Source organism: Fibrobacter sp. UWH5, assembly GCF_900142505.1.
Classification (GTDB): Bacteria; Fibrobacterota; Fibrobacteria; order Fibrobacterales; family Fibrobacteraceae; genus Fibrobacter.
Window position 1 is genome coordinate 161,702 of record NZ_FRBB01000001.1, and the last position, 26,110, is coordinate 187,811.

Consider the following 26,110-nt stretch of genomic DNA (forward strand, 5'->3'; position numbering starts at 1 on the left):
CATGAAGAAATTTTTTAATACCCGCGCAATTATCGGCGCATCCATTTTTGCTTCGGCCCTTGCGGCCCAGGCTTTTGCTATTGATCCCGTTGTCTTTACCCCGGCCGTTTACCCTATCGGTGAAGTGAACCAGGGCGACGTCAAGCATTTTGTCTTGAAGGGGGCTAATGTCTCCGGCAAGGAAATCAAACTAGAAAATGTAATGTGCCAGGGGAATGGCTGCTCCAATTTCAAGTTCCCGGCATCCATTGCCAATAAGGGACCGGTGGTTGTAGAATTCGACATGGACTTCTCTGAAATGGAAGGCCCTATTAGCCCCACCGTCGTGCTGGTGGGCACCGATGGCAAACCCTATACTGCCGCTATGGAAGGTACCGTTAAGGCTCCTTTCTTCTTTAGCGAAAAGATGTTTGACGCTGGTTACTATACCGCCGGCGAGAAGCGTGAATGGTCCTTCTACGTGTGGGAGACCGACAAGAAGGCTCGCCCGGATCTGACCCTTTCAGATGAAGCCGCCAAGGATTTCTCCATCAAGACCAAGAACGTAAAGGTTAAGGTGGACGAAAACGGCAAGGTCACCGAAGGCGGCAAGATTCCGGCCCTCAAGATTACCCTCTCCACTAAGGGGCTATCCCGTGAGGGCTGGGAACAAAAGCAGCAGAGTATCCGCAAATTTGTGGGCTTTAAGAGCAAAAAATACCCCAAGGCCACCCCCGAAGTGCTGGTTGTTGGCTTCTGGAAGTAAAAATTTGAACTTTTTTCGGCGTATTGCCTTGCAAATTTTCAAATATTAACTACCTTTGGTTCACTCTTAATTGAGACCTCGGGATGTAGCTCAGCCTGGTAGAGCGCTTGAATGGGGTTCAAGAGGTCGCTGATTCGAATTCAGTCATCCCGATAGAAAAACCACAACGAAAGTTGTGGTTTTTCTTTTTTTGTGCCTAGTGCGATTATGGGCGTTTAGAAAAGTTCTAATCAGCGTTCAAATGAAAAAGGCCTTGGCTTTTGCCAAGGTCTTCTATAAAGTTTGCGGGACTATTAAGCTTTATTAATATCTTCGTCTGTGAAGTTCAGACCATTTCCCGCAGCGCGTTCCCCAAAATCGGTAACTACGGTCGGGACGCCATTCTTTGAAATTTCATTCATTTCGATGGCTGCCGCTTCGTAGTCTGACTCGGTGGTCCATTCGGGTTGCCATACCACAACCTTGTTTCTGCCGGATTCCTTGCCCTGGTACAGAGCCTTATCGGCCAGCTGGATGCTACGGTCGGCTCCGAGACGGTGGTCAAACTGGGAGACGCCCAGGGTGATGGTAATGTTGATGGTGTAGTCGGCGTAATGGACTGTCATCATCTCGATTTGACGGCGGAAGCGTTCTGCAACGGCGGTTGCCCCTTCCAGATCTGTTTCGGGCAGGAGGGTCAGGAATTCTTCGCCACCATAGCGGGCAAAGACGTCGTACTTGCGTAATAGTCCGCGGATAGTCTGCGATACGGATTTTAGGATGACGTCACCGCAAGCGTGGCCGTAGGTGTCGTTAATTACCTTGAAATGGTCAATGTCCACGAAGATGAAACAGAATGGCTTTCGACTGCGCAGGGTCCTTTCGATTTCATTGGCTATAGTCTCATTCATGTCACGGCGGTTGGGGAGTCCGGTCAGTTCGTCTGTTCTTGAAATCAGGTCCAGTTTCTTGTTGGCGATTTTCAATTCCTTGGTTCGTTCGGAAACTTCCTGTTCCAAGCTCTTACGATGGGCTTCCAATTCGCGGATTTGTCGCTGGATTGTTGAAATCATGACGTTAAAGGCTTTGGACAGCATGCCGATTTCGTCATTGCGGTTACCCACATGAATCTGCTCCATTTCCTTGCCTTCGACGATTTCGTAGATATGGTAGGTCAGATTGTTCAGAGGCAGGCCCATCTTGGCAAACATCCAGGCGGCCAGGAAGAAAATGATGAACATGGAAGCTACCAGGATGACCCAGTTGCCCACGGAAGACGATGTCACCATGTTGTCAATTTCGCTCTTGGGCTGGAAGGAGAATAGGGCGAAGTCGTAGGCAGAATCATATCTGAAATTGGTCAGATAAGTGACTCCATCGGCCAGGGTGTGGTATTCTGCACTCTTCGTGTCAAAATTTTTGGGGTCAATATTTAGTCCCAATTCTGCAATCTTGTGGGTTCCCGTGAGCCATTGTTTCAAGTCCGGATGGTAGAGGATTTCGCCTAGGCTATTGACTGCCATAACGAAACCATTCTTGCCGACCTTATACTCTACCAGGTGCTTCCAGATGCGGCGCAGAGAGAAGGTGGCTACCAGGCTACCGTCACCGGCAGCGCGGTTGACGATACCGATTGCAAAGATCCTCTGGGGAGGGGCGTCTTGTGACGTTCTAAACCAGGGGGTAATGTAGGGGCGGTGGGGGGTTATTCTGGAAAATTCAATGGGGTAGGGGGATTCCGTGGGGGAACTGACCATGGCGTTGTCGCATACGAACTTGTCTTCGCGGTCGTAAACGGTAACTGTTTCTCCTGAGATAAACAGGGACGAAACGCTGTAGCTTTTAAGGAAGCTTGCCGCTGTTGTCGGCTCCATGCCCTGCAATTCGGACGTCTTGGTCAAGAGCGAAAGCCTGTCACCGAACTGTCGCATTTCGGTTGTGGCTGTGTTCATGATCTGGGCTAGCTGGGCTTCGTTATTGTTGAAGTTCCACTCTAGCATCAGGTCGTTCTGTTTGTCGTTCATGAAGAACGTACTTCCCGTGACCACAATGGTCATGGAAACTAGCAGGACCAGGATCACCTTGAAGATGATACTTCTGGAAAACCTTGTTGCCAGGGACTCGTTCATAAGTTCAGTTATCTCTTTGTTTTTCTACGGAAATTAAAGGCGAAACCAAGGGCTATCATAACGATAAATACCAGGGGTGCCTTTTTAAGATTGTCGTTGACGATGTTGTTTTCTGCAGTGTTTGTGTCCGCGGTTGCGGTGGCGGACGGATCTTCTTTTTTCTTGTTCAGTTTTCCCCACAAATCCATGAACTCGGCCTGGGTCATGATATTGTTGGACGGGTAGTTAAGCTTTCTGTCGATTTCGATGGTGTACTGCTTGAAAACATCGTACAGCTTTTCTTCGGAGTACAGGGAAGGAATTTCAACCTGTTCCCAGACGGAACTGAACATGGCGACAAATAACTGTTCCAGATCGCCCCATTCAGGGATGGCGACGTAAGTTTTGCCGGTTGCGAGTGCGTTTATCAGTTCGCGGTAGTCTTCGTCTTCGGACCACTTTTCAAGCACTTTCTTGGAAGTGGGCAGGAAGCCGATCTGCTTGGTATAGGCGTCCTGATTTTCGTCTTCGACCAGGAACTTTAGCAGGGCCTTTGCCTCTTTACGTTCGTTTTTGGCGGGAATGGCCAGGTTGCTTCCGCCGATGAAGCTGACAGAACCAGCGGAACCTCTGGGGATAGGAACCACCATGACGCTATCTGTGCCGATGCGGGCGTTGGATAGACCGCCTTGGGTGCCGTGGATTCGGGTCTGCATCACGATTTCGGAAGTGCTGATGATAAAGGCCAATTCGCTATTGTTGAACTGCTGGGCGATTTGGGCTGTGTTGGCCTGAAGGGCTTCGGTTTGGACCAGGCTGTCCAAGATGAAGTTCAGATAGAGGGAAATGCCGTGGAGAGTTTCCTTTGAGAGAATATTGGCGTGCCACTTGCCGTTATTGTCTTTTTCGATGAACGATCCGCCGTTGCTCCAGATCCAGGGGGCGAAGTTGTGGGGGATGTTCCAGTCGCTCTTGCCCGGGAAGGCGTAGCCGCGGATGGTGGAGCCGTCGTCCTGCACTTCCTTGGCGGCATTGACTTCACGGATTGCCTTGACAAAGCCATCGTAAGTGGCTAAGTCGTTCTTGGAAATGTTGTGCTCCTTGAGGATGCGCTTGTTGGCGAGAATGGGGCGAATATCGATAAACCAGGGCACGGAATAGATGGTGGTATCACCGTCTATATGGGTGGTATTCCAGCTAACAGAAACGAAACGGCTAGGGTCTACTTCGTTAATCCAGTCGTTTAGGGGCTTGATTTCGTTGCGGGAGGCAAAATAGGGAATCCAGGTGGTGCCCAACTGAAGTACGTCGGGGGCATCCTGACCGGTTGCCAGAGCCTGTGAAATGCGGTTCCAGGCTTCTCCCCAGTCTAGAACCTGAACTTTTGTGGGAATACCGGTTTTCTTGGTGAACTGTTCAAGTCGTTGCTCAAGTTTTTCCTGAGGGGTGGCTCCGTTCGGCATAATCCACACGGTAAGGGGCTGATTAGCGGCCCAGACTGCGGTAGATGTTACCATTGCCATGATCGTGGCTGTAACGGTTTTTTTGAGATAATTGAACATTCCAACTCCTTGACAAACACTCAAAAACGGGGGGTGTGTGTACCACCCGCAATGTTAAAAGTATATTATTTTTATAATAAAATGGGCGCTTTGTGCATAAAAATGGATTTTTTCGCCGGTTCTTCGAGGTCCTCTCCGTGAGCCAAATCAAGGTGAAAAAAAAATACCGGACTGATGACGAAAATCTTATTTTTTTTACCTATATTTTCTTATGTCGAACCTAACCGACAATTTCTTTACTAAGGAGTATACAATGAAAAAAGGTCTCATTACCCTTCTCTGCGCAGGCATGATCGTTCTTACCGGTTGCTATGGCAAGAATGCTTGCTTCAACAAGATTCACCAGTGGAACGGCACCCTCGGTGACAAGTGGATCAACTCCATCGTCCACTTCTTCCTGATGGTTATCCCGGTTTACGGTATCGCTCTCGGCCTGGTTGACGGTCTCGTTCTTAACACTGTTGAATTCTGGACTGGCTCCAACCCCCTCGCTGCTGACGACAACTACTATGAAAAGGATGCTCAGGGCAACGAAATTGCTGCTGTGAAGAACGCAGACGGCACCATGTCTGTTGAAATCACCACCGCTAAGGGTGAAAAGGCTAACCTCATGCTCCAGCGCGATGAAAACGTTGTCCGCGCTCTCGATGCAGAAGGCGACTTGGTTGCTCAGTACGATATCGCTAAGTAATTCTTAGTTATAACGAGCTTAAAAGGCCTCCCGCCATGGCGGGGGGCTTTGCTTTTATTATCTTAGAGCTATAATGTTAGGGCGTGTTCATAAAAATGCAGGTTGGGTGTCTGCAGTTCTTGCCATGGTCGCTTTGTATCTGGCGGCCTGCGTGGACGATTATGTCGCCCGCGGCAATGCGGCCCTGCGTATCGGCGACTTTGAACGGGCCATTTCCAATTTTTCGAAGGCTCTTGACGAAGATCCGGCTAATCGGGATGCCCGTTATGGCCTGGCTCTATCTTATTATACTACAGCTGAAGATGGGGAGCGTCTGCGGCTTCCGTCTTTTGACCTGTGGAGTCGAGCCGCCCGTGAATTCAAGATCCTTTCTAGAGTGGATAGCAGCGGACGGATTAACGCTAACTATTCGACCTGCCTTTTTTACCTGGCCCGTGCGACCTTGGCCCAAAACGAGGGGGCCAATGTGCTTCCGTTGTTGGACCAGTCGATTCAGCTGGATAGCGTCAACTACTTCAGCTACAATCTGAAGGGGCTGATACTTTCCCATCGGGGACGGGGGAACGATTTGGAACAGGCCAAGAAGATTTTTATCCATATCGTGACACACGACCCGGATTTTATTTCGGCCTATGTGAACCTGGGCAATGTCTACTGGGAAGAGGGCGATGTGGAATCGGCCTGGGATATCTGGTCTATGGGGCTGGAGAAGGCTCCCAATCATGAGGATTTGCTGCGCTGGACCCGGGTGGCTGAAGACTCTCTGAAGGCCATGGTCTTGTCTGGGGAACTATGACCGAGGTGAGGTTCCCTAAAAAGTCCCTGTTGGATTCGGCGACCAGGTGCTTCTTGCTTCATGAGGGCGGGGAGGCCTGCGTCTATGGGCTTTCGGTGGAGGGCCGCGGCAACCTTGTGCTGAAATGGTACAAGTCCCATGCCCGCTTTGACGGGAGCGTGATTTCTTCGATTGCAAACAGTCCTGTGGACGGTCTTTACCGGATTCTGGAGTTTGGAGAGCGGGAGGGTACGCCCTATGTTCTCTATGAATTTATTGATGGGGTGGCATCGGCGGAGTTTGATGTAATTCCTGTGGCGGAGTCGCTAGTGGCCCTGCGGCAGGTGGCAAAAACCTTGTCTGCGTTAAGCGAAAAAGGCTCCCATCATGGAGACCTGAGTCCGTCTAACGTTCTTTTGACTGCAACTGGAGATACTGTCCTTATTGACTTTGGGCTGGTGGGTCTTGGGGCGTATGCCTATGCGGCGCCCGAACGGTTCCGCGGTCGAACCTCAGATGCCCGATCCGACATGTATAGTCTTGGCTTGCTGCTGTACCACTGGATCTGCGGAAGGGACTTGGTTGAGACGGATGTTGTCTTGAAGACGACAGGAAAGTTGGACAGTCTCGATCCATTTGTTGAGTTGAAACCTACCGAAAAACTTTATGAGACCGGGATTTTTTTTCCTGGAGAACTGGCGGCTCTCGAACCGATCTGGACGGGACTTTTGCGGAATAGTCCGGAGGAACGCTTTGAGGATTTTGACGAACTGGACGAAGTCCTTGAGATTGCCCTTTATAAGGTATGCGGTGGTGAAATTGCGATCCTAAAGAACAAGCAGAATCTTGCCGGACGAGTTGAAAAAATGCTACAAAATGTTCCGGCCTTTTCGGAACCCTCGGATTTTTGCCCATTTCCCTATCATGTTGCCCAGGGAGTGGGAAAAAAATTCCCAGTGAAACTATCGGTTTTGTGCGGCTTAGGACTTATATTATTGATTGTAGTGGCTGTCCTTGTTTTTGGGGACCGGAATCCAGATATCGATGATGTGGCTTCCATGGTTCTTGAAAATTCCAGGAATCTGGAACTGAAGGATCTGCCTGCTTCGGAAGTTAATCCATAGCTTATTGAGGTGCTCATGAAATCTGAATCGATGCTTGCCACGGAAAAAATGTTGGATGTGGTGAAGACTCTTTTAGATGAGGAGCAGCCCGAGAGTCTTTTCCCGAAAATTCTTGAAGTGGCCCGCGGGGTCCTTCATGCCGATGCCGCTGTGCTGGATATTGGTGGCGAAAAGCCGCTCCACCTGAGCAACCCGGAATCGGTGGCTATTTCTATTTCTGCCGTAAGGCTGGCCAAGGCCGAAAAGCGGGCCGTGGTGTGGAACCAGCTGGATGACGAAAACGCTGACCTTTCCAAGTCCATTGTGCAGAATCAGCTGACCAGCATTATGGTGTCGCCGTTCCGCACGCCTGAATCCGAGGCGGGATATCTGTACTTGCAGCGTGCCGCCCGCGAGGAACCTTTTACGGAAGACGACAGTCAACTTTTTGACTCCTTTGTGGCGGTGTGCGAAAAGTTTGCCTTTGCCATGTTTGACAGGCTCCGCGATAAGGAATCGCTGGATGTCTTGAAGAATGTTGTTCACAAGGACGGGGTGGTGTACTCCAGCAAGGTCATGTCGGACCTGATTGCCCTGGCCGATAAATTGGCCACTTTGCCGTTGCCCGTGATTGTCCGTGGCGAAACGGGTACAGGGAAGGAGGTCGTTGCCCGCTATATCCATAAGCATAGCCCCCGCAGCGACAAGCCCTTTATTGCAGTGAACTGCGGCGCCATTCCGGAACACTTGATGGAATCTTTGCTGTTTGGACATGCCAAGGGTTCCTTTACCGGAGCTATTGAAACTCGCAAGGGTTTCTTCGAAGAGGCTGACGGCGGCACGATTTTCCTGGATGAGATTGGCGAGTTGCCTATGAACATGCAGGTTAAACTTTTACGCGTTCTGCAGGAAAAGCATATTACCCGTGTAGGTGACAATCGCGAAATTCCTGTAAATGTCCGCGTGATCAGTGCGACCCACGTAGACCTGGAAACAGCCGTCAAGGAAAAGCGCTTTAGGGAAGACTTGTATTTTAGAATCCAGGTGATGCCTGTGGTGATGCCCGCCTTGCGTGACCGCGAACAGGATGTGGTTCTGCTGGCACAGGAATTTCTGACCCGATATGGTGCGGAATATGGCCGCGGTAAGTTCCGTCTGAGCCGTAATGCAGAAAAGGCCATGCTCAGTTATTACTGGCCGGGCAATGTCCGCGAACTGGAAAACAAGATTCAGAAGGCCTTGGTGCAGGCTGTTCATGGCGTGGTGCAGCCTAAGGACCTGGGATTGGACGACATGCAGGCTCAAGTCAAGGATTCCCCCAGATCTCTGAAGGAGGCCCGCGAGGCGGTGGATCGTGAAGTTATTGGCAGGGCCCTGCGGGATAGTAACGCAAACCTTACCCTGGCCGCATCCATTTTGGGAATTGACCGCAAGGTGTTGCGCGAAATTATGGAACGTCTGGGAATGCATAAGGAAGACTTCAAGAACTAGTTGTTATATTTTGGCAGACCTATGAAAGGGTTTTGCCTAAACGGATAGTTGGCACGGATATTGCGAAAGTAGGATGATGAATAAGAACACTTTCATTTCGATACTGATGATGGCTGCGGCGCTGAGTTTCGGTGCCGAGTCTTCGATGCGTCCGATGTCTTCTGTCCCGACCCCCGCCGAAAGAGCTGAAATTTCGAAAGAAACGCCAGATTTGGGTGCGAAGGAAAGTGAAGACTGGCAGAAGATGCGTGCCGAAAGACGTAAGGCCCGTGAACAGATTCTCTCTGATTTGCGAGGTCGTTCTGCAATGGAAAAACAAAATTTCCGTCAGAACACGGTGAAAAAGCGGGACGAAAATGCTCACTTTGAGGGGGAATTCCCAAAAAATCAATCTCGCGAGCGCAACCCTTTTTATGAGCGTCCTGAGTCTCAGTACGGTTATCCTCAGCGAGAAAATCGCGGTCCCGGTTTTGAGGGGGATCGCCACCGCTATTAATGCGTTCGCTGGCAGTAGTTGTTCTATTGCTTGTGTCTGCGCTTTGGGCCGAGACTCAGCAGGCGGCATATTACCGTGCCATGCAGGCTGAGGAGGCTGGTAATCTAACCGAAGCCTTGACAGCCTTTGAAGAGGCCGTACTTATACCTGGTCCCTATACCGAAGAAATCCAGGAAATTATAAATCAGTATAAACTGGCGCTGGACTTTACTGATTCGTCGGAAGTACTTGTTTCTGACAGAAGTTCTTCTTTGTCGTTCCGTTTTTTGGGAGACCTTGGTTTTTACGGTCTTCATTACACAGAGAGTGGCTGGGTCGAAAAAATAAGCGAAGATGGCGGTGACCTGTTCTTTACCCTTTCCTCTTTTGCCGATTATGCGGTTGGCGATTATATCCATTCCCTTGGCGTTTCCGCTATGACGGACTGGTTCTTTGATAATGAGGATATGCCCGCTCTGGATACCAGCGACTGGAAACTGACTCTTGGCTTGGAATATGTGTTGGTGGCGCCAACTTTTGTTCTTGATATGGGCGTGGATTTTAATACGGCCCCAAATGAAAGTTTTTCCCCTTCTTTTTATTCCTGGTTAGAAAAGGATTTCTTTAAGTTTGAAAAACAGCGGGTAGGGGCGGCTCTCTGGGGATACTACGATACAGATGGTCCCCTATCTTTCGCCGTGTATGGATCTTGGCATCGTTCTTCTGTGTACGGATGGAATGGAAATGTCTACCTGGGCGTGCGACTTGAGGCAGACTCCGTTGTGGACGTCAAACGTTACATGGCTGATTACGAGGCGGCGTACAATGCTGCTTACGATGAGATGGACGGTTTCAATAATGAGGTCCCCTTTAATGGCGGATTCAATAATTGGGAATCTTCTGATGGGTGGAATGCTCCGTCTTATATGGGAGGCTATGGCGGTTATAACGGTTATGGCGGATTTTATGACAATGAAAATCCTTGGGGGAATAATCCCTTCAATGGAAACCCCAATGGATGGGGGGCGTTCGAGGAAAACTTGGGGGACTCCTCTTCTACGGTATCTATTGATGTTCCCATGTACAAGTCTTATGGCAAGTGGATTGGACCTTCCCTGCGTTCAAAATTATCCTATAAGTTCCGCACAAAAATTACGCTGGAAGGCGTAATGAACCTGTACTATGGTGTTGTGGTTGCCGGTCCAGACGATGATTACGAACAACTTAAAAAGTTCAGTGGCGTATGGGGAGCGACCTTGTCTTGGACTCCCAGTTGGCTTACGGTCTACCTAGGTATGGAAATGCTTTACCGTTGGTATGACTTGCCGATCTACTATAAAGGCATTTACGCCAAGAGCGGTTTCCTTTCAGAAATCAAGACTGGCGTTAAATGGAATTTCTAATGGAGATAGTGGGAGTCGAACCCATGACCTACTGATTGCGAACCAGTTGCTCTACCAACTGAGCTATATCCCCAGGTTTTGCACAAGATAAAATTATTTCTTCTTGCGTGATTTGAAGTCTTCGACAATCGGTCTGATGATCGAGGCTAGATTCATTGCCGTTCCGATAAGAATCAGGGCTGATGCTGCATGAAGGCCGATTCCCGGTTCTACCTTAAGTAGGGGAATGCCCATGGCTGCGTTTAGTTTACTTAGCTGGGCGACAAAGGCCCACGAGGCGACCATGGTAAGCATGCCGATTGTGATGGAGCCTAGCGGGGTAATCAAGGCGAACGCTGCTGCCAGGACCGCTCCGACTAATAAGGCGTAAAGTACTGGCATGGTAGGTAACTTTGGAAACTCGGGTATGGTCTCCTTGAACTTGTCCATAGCCTTGGGATTACCGGCCTGCATTTTCTTCAGGGTGCCAAGAGCCGGTTCTTTCAGTTCTTGTTCCAGGTCGAGACCTGTGGCAAGCTCATAGAGGGTCGGCTCTGCGATGACCTTGTCGTCATTGCAGGATACGTTAGCCATAGGCATCAGAAAGGCAAGGATCACCAGCAGGTAGGGGATGGCTGTGATCTTCTTGAAGAATCTCATCTCTCTGCTGTTGCGAGTTTCAGACTTTGTCATTTACTACCTGCGAAAGGTGTCCAGGAGGTTTCTCCGCCTAGAGCGTTATTCATGGTCTTTTCGGGTTCGGTTGCGGCGGGGGCTGCATCGACTTCGCGCATATCGAAGATGCTTCTGGAAAATGCGCAACGGAAACCGATTGCGTCAGACCAGTAACGGGGGTCTTCATCATCGCGTTCGGTCAGGTTCAGAACGGATTCCTTGTCTTTCCAGGAACCACCCTTGTAAACCTTGTTGGAGCCCATCATGGAACCGGTGGGGTTAGAATCCTCAACCCAGAACGAGAACATGGAGTAGCTGTCGAGAGTCCATTCTGCCACGTTACCGGACATGTCGTAGAGTCCCCATTGATTGGGCTTCTTGGAACTGACCGGCTGGGGACCGTAGTCAAAACTGCTCTTGCCTTTCTTGTAGGAATTGTCGCGATAGACAGCATAGATGTTCACGTTGGGATTTTCATCTAGATTCCACAGGGAGCCCTCGTTGTTGTCGGCTCGGCCTGCAAATTCCCACTGGGCTTCAGTGGGCAGGTCACCACCAATAGCCTGGCAGAACTTGCGGGCGTCTTCCCAGTTGATGTTGTGTACCGGTTTGCGGGGGGCCAGGAAGGTGGAACGGTCTTCAATTCTCTGGGTGGAGTCGATCTTGGCCATGACTTCCTTGAACATCTGCTGCGTCACTTCAGTGGTGTGGATGGCGAAAGGAGACATGCTAACGACTTTGCCGTAATAACGAAAGGCCCCCGAGTCAATGAGTGCCACGGAGCCACGGATCTTGTCTCTGATAATGCGGGGAGCGTTGGCGTTGACTTCTAGATGGAAGCCTTCGTCGGCCTTGGCGGTTTCAACCTTGCGTTCCTCGCTGATTTCCTGAGGAGGAGGTTCTATGGGGCGGTTGAGCCAGTCCTGGACTTCGGTCATATCGTAGATGTAGCCCGGCAGTTCAAAACTACCGTGGCTGGGCAGGATGTTCTTATCTACTTCCAGTTCCAGCTTTGAGTAGCGATACTGGTAGCGACCTTTGAGCAGGCCTTCCTGGTAATGCCAGACGGGCTTGTTGTTTTCGAGGGTGATGATGGCGCGGACGCTGGCGCCTGCAACGATCATGGCGTAAAGAGAATCGGGAGTGTATCCGTCTACATAGCCGTTCCAGGAAACGTCGTAACGTTCATGGTCCTTGCCCAGAAAAACTCGGATGCCCACGACGGCCTTTTCGTTTGTTGCAGGGTCAATTCCGTAAACCGGTTCCATTTTCGAAGGGATCATGGCTCCTCGAAGAGGGAGGGCCTGCAGGCTGTCCAGCTTACGACGGAGGGCCTTGTTTACCAGTCTAGCGGGACCCATCTTGCTGGAACGCCATAAGTCTAGAGCTTCAAGACGCTTCTGCTTGAATCTTACCATGTAGTCGTGGTAGGGCTGTTCGTCTTCGGCGATGTTCAAGGTCAGGGGACGCCTGGGGGTGGGGTAAATCTTTGAAAATTCGTTTGTGTCTACCAGGTCTACGTTACGCTGCAGTTCGTATGTGAGCTTATCGTACAGGTATTCAGTCTGTTCCAGAGTCCTGGCTGCGGCAACGCTATCTAGGGTGACGGTTGTCTTGGGCGGATTGATGGCTGTGGTATCAACTGCGATCAATTCCGGTTTCAGTTCCACAACACTTCCGCTAGGAACATAAACGGCGTCTACATAGGGGAGGTAGTCCGGAGCGCTAAAGGCGAAGGCGTACATACCCGGCTTGACAGGGTAGATTCTGGAAGGTACCGAGTCCACCATCTTGATGGTGATGGATGTGGTCTGCAGGTCCTTTATTGGAGAGCTGATATTGATTACGCCGGGAAGGTCCGTTTCCTTGAGCATCTGCCAGCGGTCATTCTTGCGGAAGAACAGCTTGGGGACGCGGGGAGAGTATATGTATTCCTTGTCAAAGTAGATGTCTGATTCATCCTGGAATGCCTTGGTGTTGGAAGAACCGTAAAAACGCATACCGATGACTTCGGAGGATTTCAGGTAATTTTCCTTAAGGCTGAAAGCGTGGAGTCGGGTAAAGTTGTTGACATCCAGCTGACCAGAGAACCAGTGGTATTCCTTGGGACCCTTTTTCTGACGGAGGTAGATGGTGTTGGACTTAAGAGGAATGGTCGGCGTTTCAGAAATGGAGAGCCCGCCTTCACGCACGATGGGCATGTCTGCCACTTCATGCATTCCTACGCCTTTCTTGAACAGGTTGGGAGCAATCTTGTAGTTGCGGTCACTGTCTGCCATGGAGAGTGCTGGGAGCAGCATCAAGAGCGGCAAACAGCGGGCGCACAGGTGTGAAAACTTCATATTTTCTCCTCTAATCAAAGCTCTTTTAGGGATGTTCTAAAACATCGCAATTTTATTACATAAAAATAACTTTTTTGTGTAAAATCATAAAATGAGAGCTCTAATTTCTATTCATTAATGCCCATTTCCAACAAATGTCCGCCTTCAGATCCGCCTACGGGGCCCAATTCCACCTTCCAGTCGGCCAGACGGATAATGTCGGGGTGGTGCTCGATGACGATTACCGTGTCGCCACGGGCAGAAAGTCTGCGTAGCAGGTTCCATAGAATCTGGATATCTTTTAGGTGGAGGCCGGTGGTGGGTTCGTCTAACAGGTACACCATTTCGGTGGCGGGACGTTTGGCCAGTTCCGCTGCCAGTTTTAGGCGTTGTGACTCGCCGCCGCTGAGGGTGGTTACGGGCTGTCCTAACTTGACGTAGGGTAAGCCCACATCACGGAGGCATTCCAGCTTGGGCAAAATCTTGGGTTGGTCCTTGAAGAATTCACAGGCTTCAACCACGCGCATGTCCAGGACGTCGGCGATGTTCTTCCCCTTGAAAGTGACGGTTAGGGTTTCCTGGTTGTAACGCTTGCCACCGCAAACTTCGCAGGGTTCCCAGATGTCTGAAAGGAAGTGCATTTCTACGGAGATGGCGCCTCGCCCTTCGCAGGCTTCGCAGCGGCCTCTGGCCAGGTTATAGCTGAATCGGCCATAGTCAAAGCCCTTGACCTTGGACTGTTCCAGCTTGGCGAACAGTTTGCGGATATCGTCGAATACGCCGGTAAAGCTGGCGGGGGTACTGCGGGGAGTGCCCGAAATGGGGCTCTGGTCTACCAGAAGTACTTCACCAGTTTGCTTTTTCTTTCCGCGGGCCTGGAATTTTTTCTTGAGGGCGGGGTAAATCTCGTCCATGACCAGGGAACTCTTGCCGGAACCGGAAACTCCGCAGACCACGCTGACGGCGCTCTTGGGGAACTTTACGGAAAGGTTCTTGAGGTTGTTGTGGCAGAGACCGCTAAATGTATAGAATTCCGTGGAGTCGGTAATGCGGATGGGGGCCACTTCGTTGGCCACGGGGGTTTGGTGGGTTAGGAACTTTACGGTTTCACTGCGGGGGAATTGCTGCAGGGCGTAAGGCTTGGCCAGCAAGGTGGGGGAACCTTCGGCTACCACTTCGCCACCGAAGTCGCCTGCGCCAGGACCCATATCGATAATGTGGTCGGCGGCTTCCATCATCTTCTGGTCGTGTTCAACAACCACCAATGTGTTGCCCAGGTCGCGGAGTCGGTACAAGGTGTCTAGCAGTTTTGCGGTGTCACTTTCGTGAAGACCGACGGTGGGTTCGTCCAGAACGTATAGCACACCTTCTAGGCCGCTGCCGATCTGGCTTGCTAGGCGGATACGCTGGGATTCGCCACCGCTCAGGGTGTCGCCGGCGCGGTCCAGGCCGATGTATCCCAGACCCACAGATTTCAGGAAGTCCAGGCGGCCGATGATTTCGCGGAGCAAGGGCTCTGCTACGGTGCGCTTGCCTTCGGCGTTCTTGTCGTTGTCGAAGTTCACGTTGGCGAACCAGTCACGGGCATTGGCGATACTCATGTGATGAACGTCCATGATGTTCTTGCCGTTGATTCGTACGGCAAGATATTCCGGCTTTAGACGTTCTCCATGGCAGCTGGGGCATTCCTTGGGGGAGTCCTTCTTGCCGTCTTTTAGGTAACCAAGGCCAAGGCAGGTTTCGCAGGCACCCCAGTGGGTGTTGAAACTGAAGAACTTGGGATTCAGGGCGTTGTCCATGTACCAGCCGCATTCAGGGCAACCCGGTTTTTCGCTGGCGGAAAGACGTTCTTCCCCTTCGCAGTCCATGTACAGGATGCCGTTCCCGTCGCGGTAAGCCCTTTCAAAGGCTTCGACCAGTCGGGCTCGGTTATCTTCCTTGACGACAACCTGGTCCACAATGGCCAGCACCTGTTTTTCGCGGGTGGGAATCTTGGGCAGCGGCAATTCTACCAGCTGGTCGCCCATGTACACCTTGCGGTATCCCTTTTCTGTCAAAATTTTTGAAAGTTTCAGGATGTCCTTTACCTGGAAGGGGGCGAGGACGGTAACCATCTTGTTCAGGTCGCGGCTGAAGGCCAATTGGATCAAGTCGCCGGCGGCATAGGAATCCACGGGCTTGCCGCAATGGAGGCAGTGGGGCGTACCTGCGCGGGACCAGAAAATACGGAAGTAATCGTAGATTTCGGTGAGGGTGGCCACGGTGCTGCGAGGGCTCTTGCTGGCGCTTTTCTGGTCGATGGCGATGGCGGGGGCGAGACCTGTAATGGAATCGATGCTTCCGCGGTCGGGGCGGCCCAGGAATCGTCGGGCGTAAGTGCTGAGGGTTTCCACAAAGCGGCGCTGGCCTTCGTTGAACAAAGTATGGAATGCCAGGCTGGATTTTCCGGAGCCGCTAACGCCTGTTACCACCGTCAGTTTGTGGCGGGGAATGGTAACGTCAATGTTCTTGAGGTTGTGCTTGCGGGCGCCTCGAACTTCGATGTCAAGGGAAGGGCCGTCAACTCCCGCCTTCTTGGCGGCTGCGTTATAGATGGCGCGGTTTTCGGCAACGGCTCCCATCTGGCTGACAGGAACGTTCTCGCCGTGTTTTTTTGCCAGTACCGGAGCCAGGTAGCGGCCTGTTTCTGACTTCTTGCATTTGGCGATTTGTTCCGGTGTGCCGGTGGCGATAATCTTTCCGCCGTGAATGCCTGCATCGGGGCCCAGGTCGATAATCCAGTCGGCGCACTTGATTACGTCAAGATTGTGTTCGATAATGATGACGCTGTTGCCCAGGCTGCGCAAGCGGTTCAGACATTCCATGAGCTTGCGGATGTCTTCGAAATGGAGACCTGTGGTCGGTTCGTCTAACAGATAAAGGGTCTTGCCGGTACCGGGCCTGCGCAGTTCAGAAGCGATCTTGATACGTTGTGCTTCGCCGCCGCTCAAGGTTGTGGAGGGCTGTCCTAAGGTCAGGTAACCAAGGCCCACTTCGCAAAGCAGATTCAGCGGCTGGGCGATTTTGGAAATGTCCTTGAAAAATTCTGCGGCTTCGCTGATGCTCATGTCTAGAATTTCGGAAACATTCTTGCCCTTATAATAAACTTCGCGGGTGGCGTCATTAAAACGCTTGCCGTTACAGACTTCGCAGGTCACCTGGACAGAAGGCAGAATGTGCATGTCCACTACTTTTACGCCGGCACCTTCGCAGGCATCGCAGCGGCCGCCTTTCACGTTAAAGCTGAATCGGCTCTTGCTGTAACCGCGGATCTTGCTTTCTTCCATGCTGGCGAAAAGGTCGCGGATGTCGTCCCAGATTTTTGTGTAGGTGGCAGGATTGCTGCGGGGGGTGCGGCCAATGGGTGTCTGGTCGATTTCAATGACCTTGTCGATATTTTCGAGGCCTTCCATGTGGTCGAACTTTCCCACAGGTTCTTCGGAGTTGAAGAATACGCGGGCCAGTTCACGACGCAAAATCTGATTAACCAAGGTGCTCTTGCCGGAACCCGAAACGCCGGTTACCACCGTGAGGGCGCCGTCCAGCGGAAATTCCACATCGATGTTTTTCAGGTTGTTCTCGGCGGCTCCGCACACCTTCAGTTTCGGGGTGTCCTTGGTAATTTTCTTCCGTTCTGCAGGAATCTCGATTGCCTTACGTCCGCTCAGGTATGCGCCTGTGAGAGAAGCTTTATTCTTTTCTAGTTCATCAACGGTTCCTGCGGCGATGATTCGTCCGCCTTCTACACCGGCGCCGGGGCCCACGTCAATGACGCAATCGGCGTGACGCATGGTGTCTTCGTCGTGTTCCACCACAATCAGGCTGTTGCCCTGGGCTCTCAAATGTTCCAGCATTCCCAGCAGCTTGTCGTTGTCGCGGGGGTGCAAACCGATACTGGGTTCGTCAAGAACGTACAGCACACCTTGAAGCCCGGCGCCCACAGCACTGGCCAGGCGAATTCGCTGTGCCTCGCCACCGCTCAAGGTAGAGGCCTTGCGAGAAATGTTCAGGTAACCAAGACCCACCGCATTCAAGAAACTCAGACGGCCGCGAATCTCCTTCAGCACTTCCTTGCCGATTCGCAATTCCTTTTCGCTCAACTTCAAATTGTCGAAAAATTCTACAGACTTTTCTACAGACCAGTCGGTCAGTTCCGTAATGTTATGACCGTGAAAATCTACGGCGTTGGCGATGGGGTTAATGCGGGTGCCCTTGCATTCGGGGCAGACTCCAATTTCCATGAACTTGCGGAAGTGGAAAATATGCCACATGTCCCACAGTTCCTGCATGATGCTGATGACGCCTCGTTCGCTGCCGCTAGGAGTGCCGTACAGAATGGCATCCTGCTGTTCCTTTTTCAGCTTGTTCCAAGGCGTGTCAAACGTAAACTTCATTTCGTTGGCGATGGTTCGCAAGTTGCGCCAGCCGAAATCGCTAAAGATGATATTGCCATCGTCCTTCTTCTGGCAGGCTAGGGCTCCCTGCTTCAAGGACAATGTCTTGTCGGGAACTACCAGATTTACGTCGAACTTGCAGCTTTCTCCGAGACCGCGGCAAGCGGGGCATTGCCCCTTGGGATCGTTAAAACTGAAGAATCGCGGTTCCAGTTCCGGGATGGAGATGTTGCACTTGGGGCAAGCTAGCAGCGTACCCTGCAGACGGTATTCCTCGGCGCCGTTCGCACCAGAAACTTCTGCAGAACCCGTTGCACCGGTAGCACCGAACAAGAAACTCACCAGTTTACCTTCGGTCAACTTTAACGCCCCTTCCAGGGCTTCGCGGAGGCGGCTCATGTTCTTGCGTTCTAGAACTAGGCGGTCAATCACCGCTTCGATGGTATGCTTCTCGTATCGCACCAATTGCGGCACTTCTTCAATTCTATAAATCACCCCGTCTACACGGGCGCGAACAAAGCCCTTCTCCTTAAGCTCTGCCAGCTCCTTGCGGTATTCGCCCTTACGTTCCTGTACAATGGGGGCCATGACTGTCAGCTGTTTTCCTTCGTCCCCGGCATAGAGATTATCAACAATCTGGTCTACCGTTTGCGCCTGGATTACGCGTCCACACTTAGGGCAATGAGGCACGCCAAGGCGTGCAAAAAGTAGGCGGTAATGGTCCAGGATTTCTACCACTGTTCCCACGGTACTACGTGGGTTTCGGTTCACCGTTTTCTGGTCGATGCTGATGGTGGGAGAAATGCCGCGGACACTTTCCACTTCGGGGCGCTTCATCCGTCCAATAAACTGGCGGGCATAAGCTGAAAGGGATTCCACGAAACGACGCTGCCCTTCCTGGAACACCGTATCGAAGGCCAGGCTGGATTTTCCCGAGCCCGAAACGCCGGTGACGACTACGATGGAGTCGCGGGGAATGGATAGACTTACATGTCGGAGGTTATGCTCGTGAGCGTCGCGGATGTCGATGGACTTTGTCATACCTCAAATATAGTGAACATTTGAATAGAAATCAATGACTTGTGGGCTAAATAAGCCATATTGGATAATGGAAATTGAAGACTTGATGGATCATTTTAATTGTTTGAATGTATCATTAGTATTATGGATAATGTAGAGCAGAACAACGAACGTGAAATGCTGGAGCTGGTCTTGCAGGCGACGGCGTCTTCTTACGTGTCGATGCATATCTTGAACATGCTGGACTTTACCTTTGAACCGGTTAAGACCACGCCGAATATTGATGCCATTATTCAAAAATTCGGTAATCAAGATATTCGAAGACTCCTTCCCTTTGTTCTGGGTATTTTGACAGACCCGATTTCTAGGAACGAGGTGTCACTGTTTAGTGATATTGAAACCCTAGATGAAAGGTTGAAGGACGTCAATCAGATTGCTCTTGAGTTTCTTAGCTGTACCATGGGTTGGTGCCGTTGTCGATTTATTGCGGTGACCAGGCAGGCTAACGGACTTCTGGAAAAGGTTCTGTGTGTTGTAGAAAATATCGACCAGACCCGAAGGGAAAGCTACCTGCAGGTAGGAATCATCAACGTTCTGGCTGAAAACTTTACCAATATCTTTACCGTAAATGCCAAAACCCGTGAGGCTCGAACCTTCCGATATTCTGAAAAGGCCGTGGGTGTTCAGCAGACCATACAGAATGCTCCCCTTTACGAAAACATTATGGGGGCTTACATCCAGAACAATGTTTATGAAGCAGATCGAGAAGACATGCTTAAGACATGCGAGTTCAGCAACCTGGTAAGAGTGATGCGTGAGGAGGGAACATTCTCCTATCATTATCGTATGGTGTTGAATGGGGAACCGCACTTCTACCTGTTCAAGGCGGTTCGACTTGGCAACGCCGAAAATTTTGAAGTGATTGTCATCGGTGTCGCTTGTGAAGACGAAGCAAAGAAGCAAGAGGCTTTGCTAGAAGAGTCCTTGAGAGTTGCAGAACAAGCCAACAAATCCAAGAGTACCTTCCTCTTCAACATGAGCCACGATATCCGAACGCCCATGAATGCCATTCTGGGTTTTGCAAACCTCCTGGAAAAACATAGCGACGATCCTGAATTGATCAAATCCTATGCCAATAAGATCAAGGGCGCTGGGTCCTATCTGCTGAACCTCATTAATGAAGTTCTTGAAATGGCGCGAATCGAAAGCGGAGCCACATCCGTGAACGAAAAACCGACAAATCTTTTCGACATTGCGTCGCAGATTAGAGCGGTCTTTGATGAAGAATATCGCAAGAAAAAGATTGTGGTGACAGATGAAATTTATCCCGATCATCCTTACGTTCTTTGCGATATGACCAAGATTCAGGGAATTCTGCTGAATGTGATCAGCAATGCCGTCAAGTATACTCCCGAAGGGGGCCGTATCAGGATTTCTGTCAGGGATTACCCCCATGAACAGGAAGGGATTCGCCTGTTTGAAACTATTGTGGAAGATTCAGGAATTGGAATTTCCGAGGATTTTATTCCTCATATTTTTGATAGTTTCTCTCGCGAAAAGAGCGTTACCGAAAACCGTATTTTGGGCACTGGCCTGGGAATGGGCATTACCAAGAAATTGGTTGACCTGATGAACGGATCCATCAACGTGGAAAGTCAATTAGGTAAGGGTACAAAAATATCGATCAAGGTACCTCTAAAGGTTATTGATAAATTTGAATGCTCGCAGAAAGAAAATGCAGACCTTGATGTATCTCGCCTAAAGGGAATGCGAATTCTTGTGGCTGAAGATAACGAACTGAACCGTGAAATTGCCGGTGAGCTGTTGCATGAAATGGGCTTCGAAGTTGATTTTGTAGAAGACGGAGTCAAGTGCGTTTCTGTTGTTCAGAACCTAGAGCCTTTTAATTACGATTTTATCTTGATGGATGTTCAGATGCCTCATATGGATGGCGTCGAGGCGACTCGACGTATCCGCAATATGACGAATCCTGCCAGGGCGAGCATCCCCATTATCGCTATGACCGCAAATGTCTTTGACGAAGACCGTAAAAAAGCCTATGATGCGGGTATGAACGGCTTTACCTCAAAACCCATTGAGTTGGATAAACTCTACAGAGAAATCGTAAGAGTTCTGGGCAAGTAAAAAATGAGGCTGGATTACCACCAGTCCTCATCATCGTCGTCATCTGAAGTTGTGTTGGCGGCAGTATTTACTGCTGGAATAGAACTTGCTGCAACGGGAGTGTGGGTTTCTGAGCTATCGGCTTCTTCGCTGTTGGTTGCGGTGTTGCCTGATTCCTCGTCGTTTTGCACTTCGTTATTCGTATCTTCGTCGTTGTCTTCTGTACTGGGAGTTTCTTGAGATTTCTCCGCTTCTCTTAGGGCACGGATTCTGGCAGCCTCGATTTTTTTACGGCGTCTTTCCCGGATTTTGGCCTTGACGAATTTCTTTGCCTTGTTGGCTTCTTCTATCTGGACTTCGCTGACGGTAGAGTCGGCCTTGGCTTGATCAACTTGTTCTATGGTGGACCTGGCGTTCTGACCAAAGTCTGGCTTGATGTTTCCTGAAATGGCGTGTACGCAGAAAATGATGAATAGGGTGGCTACCACGTAGAATACTAAGCTGTGTCTGTGGGGAATGTTTTCTGCATTCCTGCTTCTCTTGGTGGTAAAGATGTTCATGAATTCTGTAATCACGTCTAGGAACAGACTTTGGTGTTTGGCGTTGACTTCACGGCATCGCTTGTTCCAAACGAAACCGTCTAGGATGAGGGAGGCGAATACGGCGATGGGAATGACCCAGGTGGCTTTAGAATAATTGATGAATAGGGTGGTGAAGAGAACTGCCAAAGCGATCTTGATGCAGTTTAGGAACGCTACGAAATTTCGGTAGAAATCAGGAATGGAGGAGTCTGATTCTCGACGTAGAGCCCATTCTAATGTTGTGAGAGTGACTGTAAGAAATCCTAGAACCGCAATGACGCCTAAAATGGCGAAGTATAGGATTTCCATGGTGAAGCAGTAACCTACGGCGTTGGCGTCGCAGACGGCTCCAGTATTCTGGAAGATTAGTTTTCCCGTAGCATCGACAGTGTGCAGGAATACATAGGCCAGAACCATGAAGATGCTGAACAGAATGGCAAATAGCTTTAACAAAAGGGTGGAACCCTTTTCTTCTTTAATGAACACTCCGACTACCTCCAAACAGGTTTGTTTCAATGATAGCAAAAATACATATGAAATGTGATTTTTATCACTAGTTTATGCAAAACAAAAGTAATTTGTAAGAAATGGAGCCTAGGGGATGGATGTCAGATATAAGTTGCCAGATGTTAGATACAAGATGTGAGTTGTCATAATCGCGCCGGAGGCGCTAGAGATAGATATGAGTTATTAGATATGAGATATTGGATGTTTGGTATGAAACTGCTAACTATAAACGAATTGATGAATTCCATTAATTCATATTTCGTATTTCATAATTGAAAAAAGCCCGCAGTCGAGAAACTGCAGACTTCTTTAATCTTTCAGCTATGCGCTTTAAGCTAACTACACGTTGAAGCGGAACAGCATGATGTCGCCGTCTTGCACCACGTATTCCTTACCTTCGGTGCGGAGCACGCCTGCTTCCTTGGCGGCGTTCCAGCTGCCGTACTTTTCGAAGTCGGCGAAGGAGAGGGTTTCTGCACGGATGAAGCCGCGTTCGAAGTCGGAGTGGATGACTCCTGCGCACTGGGGAGCCTTGAAGCCAGCTTCAAAAGTCCATGCACGGCATTCCTTTTCGCCTGCGGTAAGGAAGGTACGGAGGCCGAGAATTTCGTAACCCTTACGGACAACGGCGTCCAAACCGGATTCCTGGAGACCCAGATCCTTCAGGAATTCCACCTTGTCGGCGGGATCCATCTGAGAAAGTTCTTCTTCGATCTTGCCGCTGATCATGATGACTTCGTGACCGTTCTTGGAGGCGTAATCCTTGAGGGCGTCCACGTAGGCGTTGCCGGTCAGGATGTCGTCTTCCTTCACGTTGGCACAATAGAACAGGGGCTTTGCTGTGAGGAGTGCCAGATCCTTGATGACCTGGTCCATTTCTTCGCTGTCGCCGATGAGACCGCGGGCGGCCTTACCTTCCTGGAAGGCGTCGCGGAGCTTTTCGCAAGCGGCCAGACGTGCCTTGGCTTCGGCACCGCCCATACGGGCGTTCTTGGCTTCGGTGGCCAGGCGTTTTTCAACGGATTCCAAATCCTTCAGGATCAGTTCGGTTTCGATGATTTCAACATCGCGGACCGGATCCACGGAACCATGGACGTGAACGATGTCGCCGTCGTCGAAGCAACGAATCACTTCCATGATAGCCTGGCATTCACGGATGTGGGTCAGGAACTGGTTGCCAAGGCCTTCACCCTGGGCGGCGCCCTTTACGAGACCTGCGATATCGACGAATTCGGTAACGGCGGGAACGATAGACTTGGGATTATAAACTTTTACCAGGGCGTCTAGACGTGCGTCGGGAACGTTCACCATACCTACGTTGGGATCGATGGTGCAGAAGGGGTAGTTGGCGGCTTCGGCGCCGGCGTTGGTGATTGCGTTAAAGATGGTGCTCTTGCCCACGTTGGGAAGACCTACGATACCACATTTAAAACCCATGATGATCTCCGTTTATAACTGCCGGAATGTTCCGGCTTAATTTTTTGCGATGTAAAGTTAGTAAAAAGGGGATGCCGAGAGGTGGTTAAAAAGCTAAATTTGCGGGCCGAAAAAGGTGATGTATGGCTACTGCTAAAAATATGGATTTGCTCTCGGGCTCGATTTGGGATAAGATCCTGAAGTTTGCCGTGCCCTTGGCTGCCAGTTCCATTTTCCAGCAACTTTTTAATTCTGCCGATGTGGCAGTTGTGGGTAAGTTCGCTGGCGATGCGGCCCTTGCCGCGGTGGGTGCCAATACCTTCGTCATCAACCTCATGGTGAACCTTTTCGTGGGCCTCTCTATCGGGGCCAACGTGGTGGTGGCCAACGCTCTTGGAGAACGCAGCTCCCGATCTGTTTCGCGAGGGGTTCACACCGCGGTGGCGGTTTCCGTGGTTTGCGGTATCCTGCTTGCCTTGATAGGGTTGTTCTTTGCCCGACCGATTCTTACGGCAATTTCTACTCCGTCAGACATCCTCGATGATGCCGTTTTGTATTTCCGGATTTATTTCGTGGGTATGCCCTTCATCATGCTGTACAATTTCTGTGCGGCGTTGCTCCGTAGCAAGGGGGATACCAAACGGCCCTTTTATGTGCTTCTGGTGGCCGGTGCCATTAACCTGCTTTTGAACATTGTGTTCGTGGTGGGGCTCCACATGGATGTGGATGGGGTGGCTATCGCAACGGTCATTTCCAACGTGATTAGTTCTGTTACGTTGTTGTATTTTTTGAAGACGGAAACGGGACCTTTCAGATTCCAATTCTGGAAACTTAGGGTGACTCCCTTTGTGCTCGGCCGCATGATCCGTATCGGGTTGCCGGCGGGTGTGCAGGGAGCGGTATTCTCCTTCAGCAATGTGTGTATCCAGTCGGCGATAAACACCTTGGGTTCTACGGCGGTGGCGGCTTCGGCGGTGGCCATGAATCCGGAGCTGATTGTGTATTTCTGGCTCAATTCCTTCGGCCATGCCTGCGTTACTTTCGTGGGACAGAATTACGGCGCCCGCAACTTGGATCGTATCCGCAAGACGGTTCGCTGGACCTTGTTGCTGTCGGGACTTTCCACTTTTACCCTTGGTGCCTTGGTTAGCATTTTTTATCACCCGATTCTTTCCATTTTTACCAATGACGAAAGTATTGTGGAAACGGGAGCCTTCCGCGTGTATATCGTAATTGGTCTGGAATTCATCAACGTGCTTATTGATGTGTGCTCCGGAGCCTTGCGTGGCATGGGCAAGTCCATGTTGCCTGCGCTAATTTGCGTGTTCGGTATTTGCGGTGTGCGTATTTTTTGGGTGTTCGCCATGTTCCCCAAGTTCGGTACTTTTGCCTCCCTTATGGTGTGCTATCCCTTGAGCTGGATCACTACGGGGACGATTTTAGTGCTTGTATACCTGCGTTTTATAAGGAAAACCAGACTAGAGTGGTCTAAGGATAAATAGGCAGTTTTATATATTTCTCCTTGATGAAGAAATTTATACTCACCGCATTTTCGGCCTTTATGGGCCTGACCGCCTGTGTATACGAGCCCGAACAATTTGACGGAGACTCGGGTAAGAAGTCGTCTACGGCAACTTCCGATATTGGAAATCTGTACCCTATTAACGAGGGAAAGCAAATCTGTAACGCCTCTGTTTCGCAGGATACCGTCAATTATCCAGGTTCCATGTTGTGGCTGAACTTTGGTGGCAAGCTGAACGTGATTGCGCCGGACTCCCAGTATACGACTTCAGGTGTGGTGCAGCACGACCGTCTTACGGTTTCCGATACGTCCAATACGGTTCGCTGGTACTTGATGCGTGATACCGCTGCAGGTGAATGCCAGTTTCAGGACCCCGAATGGAGTACCCATGCTAACTTTATCGTAGCTCTCCGCGCTTACGACAAGAGCGGTAGCAAGTCTTGCGAAAATCTAGATTACGGCATCTTTGCCGCCCGTATGCAAGACAAGAAAAAGTTCTGGTTCTACGAAAAGAATATCGGCGAATTTGCAACGCCCCATGTGTGGGTCTCTCCGGATGCCGTGGTAGATACTACTGCTGATGCATCTACGATAAAGGGATTCTTTGGCACCGACGATGTGCGTCTTGTCTATGTCAATGGCAACAACGAAATCGTATTTGTAGATCTGTCTTCTGGTGATTTGAAGAAGGCAGTTTCTAAGGCCAAGACCTTGAAGAAGCCCGCTGGTGTGGATGGCTGGATGATGGATAGCCCCCTGATTTCTCCGGATGGTCGCTTTGTCGTTTATAACGTAGTGAATTCTTCTATGAATGGTTGGAATTCCTATGTGCAGGAATTGTCTGAAGATTCTAAGCCTATCCAGATTCCTGTGACTGAAGGTATGATGGGTTCTCCCGCCCAACCTCATTGGTTCAAGTACGGAGAACGTGTTTTCGTGACTTGGGCAGAGTTCCCCCAGGGTGCTCAGTTTGTGAACAAGAATGACTTGACCGATGTTTCTGCCCAGGATGGTTCCGCAGGCCGTACAGCCATGCGCGAGGTTTCCTTGAATGCAGGCGCTCCTGCAGACTTGCAGATTTTGTGGGGTAATGACATTTACGAATTGACTTCGGTTCCCATGATTGGCGGTCGTTCTCCTGATGGCTACTTCCTGACTACAGGAACGAACCGTGCCTATGTCTTGCAGCTTCCGTAAGGG

The 26,110-nt window shown here is 50.5% G+C and carries 17 protein-coding genes and 2 tRNA genes; 11 read left to right on the forward strand and 8 right to left on the reverse strand.

The window, feature by feature from the left end:
• The first annotated feature begins 1 nt into the window (after window position 1).
• Both BUB38_RS00785 and BUB38_RS00790 read left to right on the forward strand, forming a co-directional pair.
• Window positions 2-745, forward strand: a complete 744-nt coding sequence (locus BUB38_RS00785) for a hypothetical protein (RefSeq protein ID WP_073155720.1) — start codon at window positions 2-4, stop codon at window positions 743-745.
• A 79-nt stretch (window positions 746-824) separates the two neighbouring features.
• Window positions 825-898, forward strand: a tRNA-Pro gene (locus BUB38_RS00790).
• A 140-nt stretch (window positions 899-1,038) separates the two neighbouring features.
• On the opposite strand, the gene BUB38_RS00795 is transcribed toward BUB38_RS00790, so the two are convergent.
• Together BUB38_RS00795 and BUB38_RS00800 are read right to left on the reverse strand one after the other, a co-directional pair.
• Complete coding sequence (locus BUB38_RS00795) at window positions 1,039-2,853, reverse strand: sensor domain-containing diguanylate cyclase (RefSeq protein WP_073155723.1); 1,815 nt, start codon at window positions 2,851-2,853, stop codon at window positions 1,039-1,041.
• A gap of 8 nt (window positions 2,854-2,861) precedes the next feature.
• Window positions 2,862-4,394 (reverse strand): extracellular solute-binding protein, encoded by a 1,533-nt coding sequence (locus tag BUB38_RS00800; protein WP_073155725.1) that lies wholly within the window; start codon window positions 4,392-4,394, stop codon window positions 2,862-2,864.
• A gap of 253 nt (window positions 4,395-4,647) precedes the next feature.
• Here BUB38_RS00800 and BUB38_RS00805 point away from each other — a divergent pair, with 253 nt between their 5' ends.
• The 6 genes from BUB38_RS00805 (at window position 4,648) to BUB38_RS00830 (ending at window position 10,332) form a co-directional block, all read left to right on the forward strand.
• Window positions 4,648-5,085: a DUF3332 family protein gene (locus tag BUB38_RS00805; RefSeq protein WP_073155728.1), complete on the forward strand. Its 438-nt coding sequence runs from the start codon at window positions 4,648-4,650 to the stop codon at window positions 5,083-5,085.
• 73 nt (window positions 5,086-5,158) lie between these two features.
• Window positions 5,159-5,881: a tetratricopeptide repeat protein gene (locus BUB38_RS00810; protein ID WP_073155731.1), complete on the forward strand. Its 723-nt coding sequence runs from the start codon at window positions 5,159-5,161 to the stop codon at window positions 5,879-5,881.
• A gap of 5 nt (window positions 5,882-5,886) precedes the next feature.
• The gene (locus BUB38_RS00815) at window positions 5,887-6,984 is read left to right on the forward strand and encodes a serine/threonine protein kinase (RefSeq protein ID WP_175547624.1); all 1,098 of its coding nucleotides are present in this window, start codon (window positions 5,887-5,889) and stop codon (window positions 6,982-6,984) included.
• 15 nt (window positions 6,985-6,999) lie between these two features.
• Window positions 7,000-8,454, forward strand: coding sequence for a sigma-54 interaction domain-containing protein (locus BUB38_RS00820; protein WP_073155734.1), 1,455 nt, complete (start codon window positions 7,000-7,002; stop codon window positions 8,452-8,454).
• A 73-nt stretch (window positions 8,455-8,527) separates the two neighbouring features.
• Window positions 8,528-8,950 carry a hypothetical protein gene (locus BUB38_RS00825; protein ID WP_073155737.1) on the forward strand — a complete coding sequence of 141 codons (423 nt, stop codon included), beginning with the start codon at window positions 8,528-8,530 and terminating at the stop codon, window positions 8,948-8,950.
• A gap of 26 nt (window positions 8,951-8,976) precedes the next feature.
• Window positions 8,977-10,332, forward strand: a complete 1,356-nt coding sequence (locus BUB38_RS00830) for a hypothetical protein (protein ID WP_139258143.1) — start codon at window positions 8,977-8,979, stop codon at window positions 10,330-10,332.
• Here BUB38_RS00830 and BUB38_RS00835 read toward each other — a convergent pair.
• From BUB38_RS00835 to uvrA, 4 genes are all read right to left on the reverse strand, one after another.
• A tRNA-Ala gene (locus tag BUB38_RS00835) sits at window positions 10,333-10,405 on the reverse strand.
• 20 nt (window positions 10,406-10,425) lie between these two features.
• The gene (locus BUB38_RS00840) at window positions 10,426-11,004 is read right to left on the reverse strand and encodes a hypothetical protein (protein WP_073155744.1); all 579 of its coding nucleotides are present in this window, start codon (window positions 11,002-11,004) and stop codon (window positions 10,426-10,428) included.
• Complete coding sequence (locus tag BUB38_RS00845; protein WP_073155746.1) at window positions 11,001-13,328, reverse strand: formylglycine-generating enzyme family protein; 2,328 nt, start codon at window positions 13,326-13,328, stop codon at window positions 11,001-11,003. The genes BUB38_RS00840 and BUB38_RS00845 overlap by 4 nt, the downstream gene beginning before the upstream one ends.
• 107 nt (window positions 13,329-13,435) lie before the next feature.
• The gene (gene uvrA / locus BUB38_RS00850) at window positions 13,436-18,781 is read right to left on the reverse strand and encodes an excinuclease ABC subunit UvrA (protein WP_073155749.1); all 5,346 of its coding nucleotides are present in this window, start codon (window positions 18,779-18,781) and stop codon (window positions 13,436-13,438) included.
• A 123-nt stretch (window positions 18,782-18,904) separates the two neighbouring features.
• Here uvrA and BUB38_RS00855 point away from each other — a divergent pair, with 123 nt between their 5' ends.
• Entirely contained in the window at window positions 18,905-20,905 is a 2,001-nt protein-coding gene (locus BUB38_RS00855; RefSeq protein ID WP_139258144.1) for a response regulator, read from the forward strand.
• Window positions 20,906-20,919: 14 nt separating this feature from the next.
• On the opposite strand, the gene BUB38_RS00860 is transcribed toward BUB38_RS00855, so the two are convergent.
• A complete protein-coding gene (locus tag BUB38_RS00860; protein WP_073155754.1) occupies window positions 20,920-21,951 on the reverse strand; it encodes a hypothetical protein in 1,032 nt (343 codons plus the stop codon).
• A gap of 360 nt (window positions 21,952-22,311) precedes the next feature.
• Complete coding sequence (ychF, locus tag BUB38_RS00865; protein WP_073155757.1) at window positions 22,312-23,409, reverse strand: redox-regulated ATPase YchF; 1,098 nt, start codon at window positions 23,407-23,409, stop codon at window positions 22,312-22,314.
• 122 nt (window positions 23,410-23,531) lie between these two features.
• Here ychF and BUB38_RS00870 point away from each other — a divergent pair, with 122 nt between their 5' ends.
• Together BUB38_RS00870 and BUB38_RS00875 are read left to right on the forward strand one after the other, a co-directional pair.
• Complete coding sequence (locus tag BUB38_RS00870; protein ID WP_073155760.1) at window positions 23,532-24,890, forward strand: MATE family efflux transporter; 1,359 nt, start codon at window positions 23,532-23,534, stop codon at window positions 24,888-24,890.
• Between the two features lie 23 nt (window positions 24,891-24,913).
• Window positions 24,914-26,107 carry a hypothetical protein gene (locus BUB38_RS00875; RefSeq protein WP_073155763.1) on the forward strand — a complete coding sequence of 398 codons (1,194 nt, stop codon included), beginning with the start codon at window positions 24,914-24,916 and terminating at the stop codon, window positions 26,105-26,107.
• Window positions 26,108-26,110: the final 3 nt, after the last annotated feature.